This window comes from Gordonia sp. CPCC 205333, assembly GCF_048537885.1.
GTDB lineage: Bacteria > Actinomycetota > Actinomycetes > Mycobacteriales > Mycobacteriaceae > Gordonia.
In genome coordinates, this window is sequence record NZ_JBCLVI010000002.1 from 368,077 (window position 1) to 380,928 (window position 12,852).

At 62.8% G+C, this 12,852-nt stretch carries 14 protein-coding genes; 6 read left to right on the forward strand and 8 right to left on the reverse strand.

Annotation, left to right across the window (positions count from 1 at the left end; genetic code table 11):
- Positions 1-12: 12 nt before the first annotated feature.
- From AAFP29_RS07260 to AAFP29_RS07275, 4 genes are read right to left on the reverse strand one after another with little or no spacing between them, the layout of a single operon-like run.
- A complete protein-coding gene (locus AAFP29_RS07260) occupies positions 13-1,125 on the reverse strand; it encodes a flotillin family protein (protein ID WP_419216676.1) in 1,113 nt (370 codons plus the stop codon).
- A gap of 52 nt (positions 1,126-1,177) precedes the next feature.
- Positions 1,178-1,396, reverse strand: a complete 219-nt coding sequence (locus AAFP29_RS07265) for a hypothetical protein (protein WP_419216677.1) — start codon at positions 1,394-1,396, stop codon at positions 1,178-1,180.
- Positions 1,397-1,433: 37 nt separating this feature from the next.
- Positions 1,434-1,904, reverse strand: a complete 471-nt coding sequence (locus tag AAFP29_RS07270) for a RidA family protein (RefSeq protein ID WP_419216678.1) — start codon at positions 1,902-1,904, stop codon at positions 1,434-1,436.
- A gap of 5 nt (positions 1,905-1,909) precedes the next feature.
- Entirely contained in the window at positions 1,910-2,080 is a 171-nt protein-coding gene (locus AAFP29_RS07275; RefSeq protein WP_007316802.1) for a DUF4177 domain-containing protein, read from the reverse strand.
- Positions 2,081-2,124: 44 nt separating this feature from the next.
- Between AAFP29_RS07275 and AAFP29_RS07280 the strand changes: the two genes are divergently transcribed.
- Positions 2,125-3,177 carry an ArsA-related P-loop ATPase gene (locus AAFP29_RS07280; protein WP_419216679.1) on the forward strand — a complete coding sequence of 351 codons (1,053 nt, stop codon included), beginning with the start codon at positions 2,125-2,127 and terminating at the stop codon, positions 3,175-3,177.
- Complete coding sequence (locus AAFP29_RS07285) at positions 3,177-4,277, forward strand: ArsA family ATPase (protein WP_419216680.1); 1,101 nt, start codon at positions 3,177-3,179, stop codon at positions 4,275-4,277. Before AAFP29_RS07280 ends, AAFP29_RS07285 begins: the two co-directional genes overlap by 1 nt.
- A 151-nt stretch (positions 4,278-4,428) precedes the next feature.
- Here AAFP29_RS07285 and AAFP29_RS07290 read toward each other — a convergent pair whose 3' ends face one another.
- Positions 4,429-4,740 (reverse strand): WhiB family transcriptional regulator, encoded by a 312-nt coding sequence (locus AAFP29_RS07290; protein ID WP_419216681.1) that lies wholly within the window; start codon positions 4,738-4,740, stop codon positions 4,429-4,431.
- A gap of 239 nt (positions 4,741-4,979) precedes the next feature.
- On the opposite strand from AAFP29_RS07290, the gene AAFP29_RS07295 reads away from it, so the two are divergent.
- The 4 genes from AAFP29_RS07295 to AAFP29_RS07310 all read left to right on the forward strand — a co-directional run bounded on the left by AAFP29_RS07295 (position 4,980) and on the right by AAFP29_RS07310 (position 9,907).
- Complete coding sequence (locus AAFP29_RS07295) at positions 4,980-7,433, forward strand: transglycosylase domain-containing protein (protein WP_419216682.1); 2,454 nt, start codon at positions 4,980-4,982, stop codon at positions 7,431-7,433.
- 77 nt (positions 7,434-7,510) lie between these two features.
- Positions 7,511-8,494, forward strand: coding sequence for a metallophosphoesterase (locus AAFP29_RS07300; RefSeq protein ID WP_419216683.1), 984 nt, complete (start codon positions 7,511-7,513; stop codon positions 8,492-8,494).
- 99 nt (positions 8,495-8,593) lie between these two features.
- Complete coding sequence (locus AAFP29_RS07305) at positions 8,594-8,959, forward strand: YciI family protein (RefSeq protein WP_419216684.1); 366 nt, start codon at positions 8,594-8,596, stop codon at positions 8,957-8,959.
- A 33-nt stretch (positions 8,960-8,992) separates the two neighbouring features.
- The gene (locus AAFP29_RS07310) at positions 8,993-9,907 is read left to right on the forward strand and encodes an aminoglycoside phosphotransferase family protein (protein WP_419216685.1); all 915 of its coding nucleotides are present in this window, start codon (positions 8,993-8,995) and stop codon (positions 9,905-9,907) included.
- Positions 9,908-9,910: 3 nt separating this feature from the next.
- On the opposite strand, the gene AAFP29_RS07315 is transcribed toward AAFP29_RS07310, so the two are convergent.
- Genes AAFP29_RS07315 through AAFP29_RS07325 form a run of 3 tightly spaced genes read right to left on the reverse strand, consistent with a single transcriptional unit; the run spans position 9,911 to position 12,806 of the window.
- The gene (locus AAFP29_RS07315) at positions 9,911-11,287 is read right to left on the reverse strand and encodes a dipeptidase (protein WP_419216686.1); all 1,377 of its coding nucleotides are present in this window, start codon (positions 11,285-11,287) and stop codon (positions 9,911-9,913) included.
- A gap of 35 nt (positions 11,288-11,322) precedes the next feature.
- Positions 11,323-12,570, reverse strand: coding sequence for an MFS transporter (locus AAFP29_RS07320; RefSeq protein WP_419216687.1), 1,248 nt, complete (start codon positions 12,568-12,570; stop codon positions 11,323-11,325).
- Entirely contained in the window at positions 12,570-12,806 is a 237-nt protein-coding gene (locus AAFP29_RS07325; protein ID WP_419216688.1) for an MFS transporter, read from the reverse strand. Before AAFP29_RS07325 ends, AAFP29_RS07320 begins: the two co-directional genes overlap by 1 nt.
- Between the last annotated feature and the right edge of the window lie 46 nt (positions 12,807-12,852).

Genomic DNA, 12,852 nt, shown 5'->3' on the forward strand with positions numbered 1-12,852 from the left:
CGCAAGGCTTATCTACTGATTTTCCGGAGACTGCGACACCTCGCCCTGATTCACCTGCCCCTGTACCGCTTTGAGCATCTGCACGCCCTGGGTCACGATGCCGGTAAGTATCTCGTTGACACCTTCAGCGCCGTTGAACACGGTCAGGTTCGACGATCCGAGCCCCTTAGCGGCCTCGCCAACCAGCGCGGGCAATTGTTCGATCAGCTGCTGATCCAAGGCGATCCGGTTATTCTTAGCCATTGCGGCGGACTGGATTTCGACGGCCTTCGCCTCAGCCTGCGCGGTGATCTCCCGACGTCGGGCCTCAGCCTCGGCCGGCTTGATCACCTCTGACAGCAGCTGCCGTTCGCGCAATTCGGCATTGGCCTCGGCCAACAGCGACTGCTCACGTGCGATTTCCTGGTTTACTCGCGCTTCGGCAAGCGGACCCGCCTGTGCCGCCTCGGCATTCGCCTTATCAGTCTCCGACCTGATGCCGGCCCGCTTGATGGCGGTCTCCCGCTCGTAGTCGGCCTGGTTCCGCAACGACTCCTGCTGCGCCTTCGCGGCTTCCTGATCCGCCAACGCCTTTGCCACTGCCGCTTCCCGTTGCACCTTCGCGATATTCGGCGCGGCCAGGGCGTTGATATAGCCCGATTCCATATCGTCGATCGACTGGATCTGGAACGAGTCCACGACCAAACCGATCGAACCCATCTCCCGCTTCGACGCTTCGAGAACCTGGCGCGACAACGTATCTCGTTCACGGATGATCTGCTCGATGGTCATTGAGCCGACAATGGATCGTAGATGACCCGAAAAGACTTGCCCGGTCAACTGATTCATCTCGTTCTCGTCCTCGGAGATGAAACGTTGGCCGGCGTTGACGATGGAGATGATGTCGCCGCCGACTTTGTGCGCGATCACCGCGCGCACGTTCAGCTGGATCCCCTGGGTGGTGACGCAGACCTCGCGAATCTGCGCCTCGTGCAACGCCATCGACAGATAGCGAACCTTGCGCAGTACCGGCATCACCCACTTGCCATGTCCCACAACAACATCGAACGGCGCACCCCCGTCGCTAGCCTTCTTGCCCGAGATGATCATCGCCTCGTCGGGTTCTGGAACGTGATAGCCGAACATTGAATCTCCTTTGTTTGCAACGCCAAAACGTACTTACTTCGGTGCGGAATAACTAGATCCCGATCCCGGGCACCGCCCACCGTTCGACGTCAACAACCCGCCCCGGCTGAACCCCAACGACGAGTACCGCCTCGCCGACCGTCAACGGATACGGACACTGCGCGAGAAAGCGTTCGCTCCCCCCGCTGACAAATAGCTCGACCTCACCGAGCGCGGTACCACCGTCGATAGCGACGGTGACATCCCCGGTGGCCCCGATCAGCGACGTCATCGCTTCACCCCGATCGACCTGTCGCCGACTGCCTGCGCTACCCAACCTCCACGATGAGTTCGACTTCAACTGGTGCGCCAAGCGGTAGTTCGCTTACCCCAACCGCCGAACGCGCATGGATGCCCGCGTCGCCGAAGATCTCACCGATTACATCCGATGCTCCGTTGATGACACCGGGCTGACCGGAGAAGCCGTGCGCCGACGCCACATAGCCGACCACCTTCACCACTCGGACGATCGAGTCGATACCGACCAGCGAGTCGATGGCGGCCAACGCGTTGAGCGCGCATTGCCGCGCCGCAGCGGCGGCCTCCTCCGGCTTGACCACGCCTTCGGCGCCGTCGGCGACCTTGCCGTGAGCGATCAGCTCACCGTCGCGGATCGGGACCTGACCCGAGGTATAGACAAGATTTCCGGTCCGCACCGCGGGTACATAGCTTGCCAGCGGCGGAACCACCGGCGGCAAGGTGATACCCAAGTCAGTCAGACGCTGCGACCATTGAGCCACCGCGATCAGCCCTTGGGCCGCTTGAGATAGGCAACGTGCTGCTCGCCGGTCGGCCCGGCGAGCACACTCACGAGTTCCCAGCCATCGGCACCCCACTGGTCGAGAATCTGCTTGGTGGCGTGGGTGAGAAGCGGGACCGTCACGTACTCCCAGGCGGTCACTGAAGGTGTTGTCATGGTCTCCAGCGTATCGGTACCAGCGGTGTATATAGGGTTGACCCGTGGTCAACGACAATGCGGAAGGCGCGAGACCCGCCGAGCAGACGACAACACAGCAAAATTCCTGGCCAGATGTGGCGGCGCGAGCCAAGCTGCACTTCGTGTCAGGCAAGGGGGGCACGGGAAAGACGACAGTCGCCGCGGCGGTAGCGCTCGCCCTCGCCTCGTCGGGCAAGAAGGTACTGCTCGTCGAGTGTGAAGGTAGGCAGGGCATCGCCCAACTCTTCGACACGGCACCGTTGCCGCCGACCGATCAGAAGATCGCGACGGCGCAGGGTGGCGGCGAAGTGTGGGGGCTGGCAATCGACATCGAGTTCGCCTTGCTGGAATACCTCGACATGTTCTACAACCTGGGCTTCGCGGGGCGGGCGATGCGCAAGATCGGCGCGATCGACTTCGTCACCACCGTTGCCCCCGGCCTGCGCGACGTGATACTCACCGGCAAGATCAAAGAACGGATCATCGCGACCGAGGGCACCGCGCGCAAGCCCGGCAAACTCCTCTACGACGCCGTGGTGGTTGACTCGCCGCCGACAGGCCGTATCGGCAACTTCCTGGACGTCACCGCCGCAATGGCCGAATTGACCAAAACTGGCCCCATCCGCAATCAAAGCGATGGTGTGGTCCGGTTGCTGCACTCGGAAGACACCGTGGTTCACCTGGTGACGTTGCTGGAAGCCATGCCCATTCAGGAAACCGTCGAAGCGGTCAACGAGTTGCGGGCCAAAGAACTCCGGCTGGGATCACTGATCATCAACCGGGTCGCACCTACTCATCTGCCGGCCGACGACGTCGACGAAATCGCGGCCGGAACCGTCGACGCGGCACGAATCCGCGAAAACCTCACCGAGGCTGGTCTCGAACTCTCCGACGAGGACTTCGCCGGTCTGCTCACCGAGACGATCGAGCATGCCACCCGGCTGCAGGCGCAGCAGGTGGCGCGGGCCCAACTCGACGACGTCGAAGTTCCGACGCTGGAATTGCCGAATCTGGAAGAAGGCGACCTCGGTTCGGTGTACGAACTCGCCGAGACGCTGCGGAAGGCTGGTGCGTGATGCCCCTCGATCTGAAGATGGCATCGATTCTGATGTCACCGAAAACCCGCGTCGTCATCTGTTGCGGTGCCGGCGGTGTCGGCAAGACTACGACGGCGGCCGCGATGGCCCTCTACGCGGCCGAGCGCGGACGTAAGGTCGCGGTGCTGACTATCGACCCGGCACGTCGTCTCGCGCAATCACTCGGAATGACGTCGCTCACCAACGATCCACAACCAGTCGAACTCGACGGTGACGGCGGCGGCAGCCTCGACGCGATGATGCTGGACATGCGCCGCACCTTCGATGACATGGTCATCGAGTACTCCACCCCTGAACGCGCGGCGGCGATCATGGAGAACAGTTTCTATCAGACCGTTGCGTCGTCGTTCTCGGGCACGCAGGAGTACATGGCGATGGAGAAACTCGGCAAACTCCTCGAGGAGGACCGCTGGGATCTGATCGTCGTGGACACCCCACCGTCGCGTAACGCGCTGGACTTCCTCGACGCACCCGCCCGTCTCGGCTCCTTCTTGTCCGGCCGGTTGATGAAGGTACTGATCGGCGGCGGACGCGGCGTCGGGCGCGTGGTGACCGGTGCGGTCAGTATCGCGATGCGCGGCGTCTCCACCATCATCGGCGGCGATACGTTGCGCGATGTGGCGACCTTCGTCCAGTCGCTCGATTCGATGTTCGGCGGGTTCCAGGAACGGGCGACCAAGACATATGAGCTGCTCAATCAGCCCGGCACGCAGTTCGCCGTCGTCGCCGCTGCTGAGCCGGACGCACTACGCGAGGCCGCATTCTTCGTCGATCGACTGTCCAGCGAGACGATGCCATTGGCGGGACTGATCCTCAACCGCACCCATCCCTCGCTCACCGGCATCTCCGACGCCGCTGCGGCGTCGGCACTGGAGTCGGTAACCGACGATCTCGCCCGTGGCGCGCTACAGATTCATCTGGACCGGTCGGCTACCGGCAAACGCGAATTACGTGTGCTGCAACGGTTCACCTCAGCGCATCCGGCGGTACCAATCGTCGGCGTCCCGGCCTTACCCTTCGAGGTCGCCGATCAGGACGCTCTCCGGGCGGTCGCACAACAGATAACGAGCAGGGGCTAGCAGCCCAACCGGAAACGCCGCTGAGGTTCACTCAGCGGCGTTTTTGGTTTAGTCGGTGATGACACACCGTTCGCCAACGAGCGCATCGCGACGACAGGTGCCACGCTGGGCGCGGCTACTCGCAGGTCGCAGCACGTATCGGACAAACCGACTACGCACTCCGATGGCGTTGACGTTGCGCCTCGAAGAACGAGGCCCAGGAAGTCACTTCGGGATGCTGGCGGAGTAAGGCGCGGCGCTGGCGTTCAGTCATGCCGCCCCACACACCGAACTCGACACGATTGTCGAGAGCATCGGCTCCGCATTCGAGTTGGACCGGGCAATGCCGGCAAATAGTTGCTGCTTTTCGCTGCGCCGCACCGCGGACGAACAGCTGATCTGGATCGGCGCCTCGGCATTTGGCGTTGGAAACCCACGCAAGCCGAGCCTCGGTTTCTCCGGTCGTCACTGTCGCTGACGTCATCCTTAGACCCCTATCTCTAGTTGTACACACACACGCCCACATTCCCGTTTTTAAAGTGTTATGTGAGTCACACTCTGCAGACAATCTAGGTATGGATCACTCAAATTTGCAAGCCCTGAGCGGAAGAAAATGGCACGAGCGTGCGAACTCTTGCAATCAACGCAGGCCAGGGCCCTAACCCCACCCACATTTGACTGCGCTCCCGCAGAACGTCACCGGCGCAACGTATCCTGTGCAACGTGTCGTTTGTGAAGAAACTCGCGCCGCTCGCCGGGTGTTGTCTGCTCGCTGGCGTTCTGGTCGCCGGACTCCTGTTTCCCGTAGCCAGCGGTCTCGGCGTTGCCTCCAATCGCGCGGCCAGTGCGGTGGAAAACGTATCGTCGGAGTTGTTGAACGGCACCGTTCCCGAGGTCACCACGATGACCGACGCCGCTGGCAAGCCGATCGCACTTCTCTACGACCAGTACCGTCTGCAGGTCGGCTACAACGACATCTCCCCCGACATGATCCGCGCGATCATCTCCATCGAGGACCGTCGCTTCCTCGAACACGACGGCGTCGACTGGAAGGGCACCATCCGCGCCGCTCTGAAAAACTCGTCGTCGGGTGAAGTGCAACAGGGAGCGTCGACGCTCGATCAGCAGTACATCAAGAATTACCAATTGCTGGTACTCGCTCGCACCGAGGCCGACAAGAACGCCGCTATCGAGACCACCCCCGCTCGAAAGCTGCGCGAGGTACGCATGGCGTTGACCCTGGAGCAGACGCTCGCCGATCAGGCCAAACGCGACCGGGGACTGTCCGACGCGGCTGCCAAGCAGGAAGCTAAGAAGCAGGTGGTGACGCGGTACCTGAACGTCGTGCCATTCGGCAGCAACGCCTACGGCATCGAGGCCGCCGCGCAAACATATTTCGGCATCCCCGCCAAGGACCTCAAGGTCGAGCAGGCCGCGATGCTCGCCGGCATGGTGCAGTCGAGTTCGGCGCTTAACCCGTACAACGACCCCAAAGCCACGCTCGAACGTCGAAACACCGTACTCGACACTATGATTCAAAACTTCCCGTCACGCCGCGCAGAGTTGGTGGCGGCCAAGACCACACCGCTGGGCGTACTGCCGACCCCGAAGACCGCCAAGCAGGGCTGCATCGCGGCGGGCAACAACGGCTTCTTCTGCGACTACGCATTGCAGTTCCTCGCCGAAAACGGACTGTCCCGAAACTCCGTGTTGCGCGGCGGCTACATCATCCGCACCACGCTCGACCCCGAGGTTCAACGCTCGACGGTCCGGTCCCTGCGGGCCAACGCCGACCCGCGCGCCGACGGCGTCGCCGAGGTGATGAGCGTCGTCCGTCCGGGCAAACAGTCACACGATGTCCTCGCGATGGGCTCCAGCCGCGAATACGGCCTCAACATCAGGGCCGGGCAGACGATGCAGCCTCAGCCGTTCTCGATGGTCGGCGATGGCGCCGGTTCGGTGTTCAAGGTGTTCACTGTCGCCGCCGCGATGGAGAAGGGCCTGGGCACCGGGTCGTCGATCCCGGTACCCGGATTCGTCGCCGTCGAAGGCATGGGTAACAGCGGCGGCTCCAATGGCTGTCCCGCCAACTCCTACTGCGTCAAGAATGACGGCAAATACCCCGCAACCATGTCAATCAGTCAGGCGCTGGCACAGTCCCCCAACACGGCTTTCGTCAAACTCCTCCAGCAAATCGGCGTGAAGCCGACCGTCGATATGGCGGTCCGGCTCGGCATGCGGTCGTACAACTCACCAGGTACCTCTGGCTTCGGCGAGAAGAGTGTCGCGCAGTACGTCAAAGACGGCAATCTCGGTTCGTTCACACTCGGCCCGGTACCGATTAACGGTCTGGAATTGTCCAACGTCGCGGCAACACTCGCATCCGGCGGCACCTGGTGCCCACCGAACCCGATCGCGTCGATCAGCAAGGTCAAACGTGACCGCTACGGCAACGTCGTGATGGGTGCCGACAACCGTCCGGCGCTCTCGACCGTTCCGTTCAACGCACCCAAGTGCGAGCAAGTCGTCGAGGCCGGATTGGCGAATTCGCTGGCCAACGCGATGAGCTTCGACGACAAGGGCGGCGGCACCTCGGCTGCGGCGGCCGGTTCGACTGGCTGGTCGCTGCCGGTTTCGGCCAAGACCGGCACCACCGAAGCACACCGGTCGGCTGCCTTCCTCGGCTTTACCAACAATCTCGCCGCCGCGACGTACGCCTACAACGACGGCCCTACCCCGTCCGGTATCTGCAGTGGGCCGTTGCGTCAGTGCTACGACGGGACCCTGTATGGCGGCATGGAACCCGCTCGAACCTGGTACACGGCAATGTTGCCGGTGGCCAACAAGTTCGGCGGCACCCGACTACCTCCGAATGATCCTCGGTTCGTATCGGGCTCCAATAGCGGCCGGATACCGTCGGTGACGGGACTCAACGCCAGCCAGGCGACGTCGCGGTTGCAGGAGGCCGGTTTCAAGGTGACCCAGCTCGATGTCGACAGCGGGCAAGTGCAGGGCACGGTGGTATTTACCGCACCGTCCGATTCCGCGATGCCGGGCTCAACGATCACGATCTATGTGAGCAACGGACGCAAGGCGTCGGGTGACGGAAATGGACCCACCGAGACCACTGTGCAGGTGCCCGGCGTCGGTCCGGTGGTCATTCAGATACCCGGCTAACCGACCCCGGCCCGACTCGCAGGCAACGCACATCGACATTGTCGACCGTGGTTGACGCTGTTCAGTATCCTAGGGTGATGCACTCGGATGCACTGACCAAATTGCTCGCACCCACCACGGCCGGCGCGCGCTTAGCAGTCGGCACTGCTGGGCTCGCGACGGCCGGGCTCGTCTACTCGACGGTGATCGAGCGCAACGCATTCGCGTTGCGGCACAACACCCTTGCCGTCCTTGAGCCTGGCGCGTCGCCGTTGCGGGTATTGCACCTGTCGGATTTGCATATGCTGCCCCGGCAGCATCTCAAACAAGCTTGGGTATCAGAACTCGAGGCACTCGAACCCGATCTCGTCGTCAACACCGGAGACAATCTGTCGCACCCGGCGGCGGTGCCGGCTGTTATTCAGGCACTCGGCGGCTTGCTTTCCCAGCCCGGCCTGTTCGTATTCGGGTCCAACGACTACTTCGGCCCCAAACCGAAGAATCCGTTCAAATACTTCAAATCAGACCATCAGCGCGTCCATGGTGACCCGCTCCCCTGGCAGGATCTGCGCGCCGCGTTCAGTGAGCGCGGTTGGCTCGACGCCACCCACACGGTACGGGAGCTGGAGGTCAACGGAGTTCGGATCGCGGCGGCCGGCGTGGATGATCCGCATATCGGACGCGACCGCTACGACACGGTGGCCGGCCGCCCGAATCCGTTGGCACACCTGCGACTTGGGCTCACCCATTCACCCGAACCTCGCGTCCTCGATCGTTTCGCTGCCGACGGCTACGACCTGGTGATGGCCGGCCACACTCACGGCGGCCAGCTGTGCCTGCCGTTCTACGGCGCATTGGTGACCAACTGCGAGATCGATCGATCGCGCGTCAAGGGCGTATCCAACTGGGGTTCCTCGATGAAACTGCACGTCAGCGCAGGGCTGGGCACCTCACCGTATGCTCCGGCGCGATTCTGCTGCCGCCCCGAGGTGACGCTGCTGACGCTGACCGCGGTGAGCCACGGCGATGCCGACTTCGACGCTGAGCAGTCTCTTCCACAGTTGGCCTCCGAACTGAGCTAACTCAATCGGTTTGACCGGATCGTCTGTGCGGCGATGAGTTTTCGGTGCGGGCGTTGTCTGCCCTTGTGACATCCACCAGGACTCACGACGGAGCAGACAATGACCCAATACTTCTTGACCCTCCCGCACGATAGCGCTGAGGAACCGACGATGGCGTCGATGGATCCGGCCGAACTCGAAACTGTGATGGCCGCCGTCGGAAAGCTCAACGACGACATGATCGCTTCGGGTGCATTCGTCACCGCCGGCGGCCTGTTCCCGCCGTCGACCGCCATCACCGTCGATGCCACTGGCGACAGTGTGACGCATACCCCCGGCCCGTTCGTCGAGGCAAAGGAGTATGTCGGCGGGTTCTGGATCATTGAGGCCACCGACCAGGCGGCAGCGGTGTCCTGGGCCGAACAGGCTTCTGCGGCATGCCAATCCAAGGTCGAGGTACGCGCGCTGCAGGAGGCACCGGAGTAGCTCGGGGCACCCGGTCCTGGCTAGGCTGGCCGCGTGGATATCCCCGCCGACCTACGTTCTCAGCAAAAGCTGGGCCCGGACTGGACGGACTGGCTCGATCGACTGCCCCGGCTATGCGACGACCTGCTCGCCGAGTGGCAACTGCGCGTCGTCGGGGAATCGATGCACGGGTTCGCATCGGTCGTCGCACCCGTGCGAATGGCAGACGGCAGGGAGGCCGTCCTGAAGGTCGGCTTCGACGGCGACGACGAATCCGAGTTCGAAGGACTCGCATTGCAACAATGGGCCGGCGACGGTGCGGTTCGACTGTTCCGCGCCGATCCGCAACGTCGCGCGCTGCTGCTCGAGCGGCTTGGCGATGGTGATCTGAGCACGATGCCCGACGTCGAAGCGTGTGCGATCACCGCGAGCCTGTACCAGCGTCTACATCGGCCTGCCACGCCGCAATTTCGGCCGCTGACCGGCTATCTACGACGTTGGCTCGACGCACTGGAACACGACGCCTCGCGAGTGCCGGTCCCACGGCGGCTCATCGAGCAGACACTACGCCGCGGCCGGGAGTTCGTCGACGACCCGGAATCGACCGGAACCCTTATCCACGGCGACCTGCACTACGAGAATGTTCTTGCGGCACAACGAGAGCCATGGTTGGTCATCGATCCCAACCCGATGTCGGGTGATCCGCATTACGAGTTGGCACCGCTCCTGTGGAACCGGTGGGATGAGATCGCCGACGACGCACGCGCGGGCGTCGCACGTCGTTTCTTCACCGTCGTGGACGCTGCCAGACTCGATGAGGATCGCGCCCGCGACTGGGTGATAGTCCGGATGATCCTCAACGCGCACTGGGCCGTCGAGGATGCGCAGCGAGCCGGGCGGGCACTCGACGCCGACGACCACGACTGGGTCACTCAGTGCATTACCGTCGCCAAAGCTGTTCAGCGGTAACGATTATTCGCGGGCAGCTTTTGCGGCGGCCCACCGGTTGGCATAGTCGCGCAAAAATGTCGCCTCGACGACGGCCATATTCTCAATTTCGGTTGGGTCAACACTTTCGTTTGGTGCGTGGATCAGACATCGCGGCTCTTCGACGCCGATAAGCATGATCTCGGCATCGGGGAAGGTGTCAGCGAAGACATTGCACAGCGGGATCGAGCCGCCCTGTCCCATTAGCAGCACATCGGCTACCCCGTAGACATCTTTCATGGCGTCGACCATTGTTTCGTACCCGAGTCCTGACGTCGCGCCGCGAAATGGCGCCCCTGCGGCTTCGCGCTCGATGGTGACGTTGACATGCCATGGCGCAGCCGACGTCAGCTGCGCGATCAACGCGTCTTCCGCTCGCGCCACGTCTGTCCCCGGCGGCACTCGAAGATTAAGGCGCGCACGCGTTTTCGGCACGATAGCCGCCGACGATCCCAGGACCGACGGGCAGTCGATACCCAGCACGGTCAGTGCCGGGCGGGCCCACACCATATCCGACACTCGAGCGGAGCCGAGTAGATCGACTCCGTCGAGCACATTCGCGTCTGTTCGGAACGCGTCAACCGGATAGTCGACCCCCGGCCAGGTCGCCGTGTTGTCAACACCCGCGATCGTCGTATTGCCCTTAGCATCGCGCAAGGTGGCCAGCATGGCGATCAGCGCGGCCAACGCATCCGGCGCCGCACCCCCGAACATGCCGGAATGCATTGCCGAAGAAAGTGTTTCCACCGTCACGACTACGTTGACCATCCCCCGCAGGGTGGTCGTCAGACTCGGTCGGCCAACTGCGAAGTTGCCCGAATCGCACACCAGGATCACATCGGCAGCACATATTTCCGGATTGGCGGCAACGAAATCCTCCATGCCACCGGTGCCCTGCTCTTCGGAACCTTCGCCGGCGATCTTGATATTCAGCGGTATCTGACCCTCGAGTGCTCTGAGTGCGGCGAGGTGCATCGCGATATTGCCCTTGCAATCAGCCGTGCCGCGTCCGTACCAGCGGCCATTCCGCTCAGTGAGATCCCATACCGGCGAGTCCCATTCGTCTTCGCCGAGTGGCGGTTGTACGTCGTGATGGAAGTAGAGCAGCACGGTCGGAGCATCGTCATGGCCTGCGAGAAAGCCGGTAACCGCCTTGCTGCCGTCGCTTGTCTCATGCGCATCGACGTCGGCGAACCCCAAGGCGCGGAATGTTTCCTGCAGCCAGGCGACCATCTTCTCGCATTCTTCCGGTGGCGACTGCTCTGGATTGTGGACCGATCGGAAACTGACCATCTCGGTCAGATCCGCCTTCGCCTGCGGCATTAGCTCGCGTACTCGGGCACGTAGTGTGTCATCAGCCATCGGACACCTCTATCTGTGTTGTCGTACTGAAGGATTCAGGATTTGTCTGTCGACTCGCCATCGCCTCGCAGCTCACCGCGCGGCCACAGGAACCACACTGCCACGGCGGCGAAGAGGGTGAACACCGCGGTGACGATTGTCGTGACCGCGAGCCCGTGGGTGAATGCGACGACGACCGCATCGGTTACCTTCCTCTCCAACTCTGCTGGAAGTCGCCCCAACGCGTCGGCGAACGAATTCGAATTGACCAGTGCTGCGTGAGCTTGATCGATCTCGGCGTCCGTCATTCCCGAGTCAGCAACCGCACGTTGAGAATCCGAGATCGTGAGCGCACGGGCGATGGCGCTCAGCAGTGCGACGCCGAGCGCTCCGCCGACCATACTCGACATCTTGAAGACCCCGGCTGCGGCGCCCGAGAGGCTGCCGGGCACATCTCCGACCGCCGTATTCGACACCGGGGTGGACAGCAGCCCGAGGCCAGCGCCGATCACGATAAGAGCCGCCGAGACCAGCCAGAGCGTACTGTCGCCGTGCAACGCGCCCAGTAATCCCATGCCCACCGCAAGCACGACAAGCCCGATGAGGACTGGTGTCCGGCCACCGACACGGCTGTCCATCCGGCCCCCCAACGGAATGAATCCGAAGATCCCGATGACCGCCGGCAGCATCAAGATTCCCGCAGTGACGGCGCTATATCCCCGCGCGCTCTGCAACCAGAGCACCAGGACATAACTGAGGCCCGCGTATGCGAGATTCATCGTAAGGTTGGCGGTGAGCGCTCCGTCGTAGGTACGTAGCCGAAACAATGACAGGTCTACCAGTGGCGACTTGACTCTGGCCTCGATTACCACCCATGCGACGGCGAGAACTACCGCGGCCACGAACAGTGTGAGAACCAGTGGACTCGACCAACCCGCAGTCGGGCCGTCCGTCAGGGCATACAGCAGTGCGAATACCGCCAGACCGATCGTGACGAATCCGCCCCAGTCGATCCGGCGGTCTGCATCAGCTTCGGCGGATTCCGGTGTCACAGAACGAATGACAGCGAACGCGACTATCCCCAGCGGTACGTTGATCCAGAACAGCCACCGCCATCCGGGCCCGTCGGTCAGAATGCCGCCGATCGCCGGGGCAAGGGCTTGCCCTCCCCAGGCGACAGCCTGCCAGATACCGAAGGCGGTCAATTGCGTTCGACCGGAGAATTGCAGCGGGATGAGCGCCAATGTCGCCGGAAGGATCAGTGCCGCACCGATTCCCATCAGGCCGCGACCGACGATCAGCATCACGACGCCCGGCGCGAGGCAGCGACAATCGAACAGGCCGCGAAGACCGCGATACCGATCTGCAGCACTCGACGCTGGCCAAAGATGTCCCCGAATTTTCCTGCCGCGATCACCACGGCACCGGCAACGAGGCTGAACGCGTTATTGGCCCACTGCAATCCGCCTTGATCGGCATGCATCGCATCGGCGATCGTCGGTGTGGCCACACCGAAATCGGCGAATGCGAGCCAAACCATCGCGGCCGCCGCACACGTTGCAGCTAGCGAGACCCACCGTCGGGAC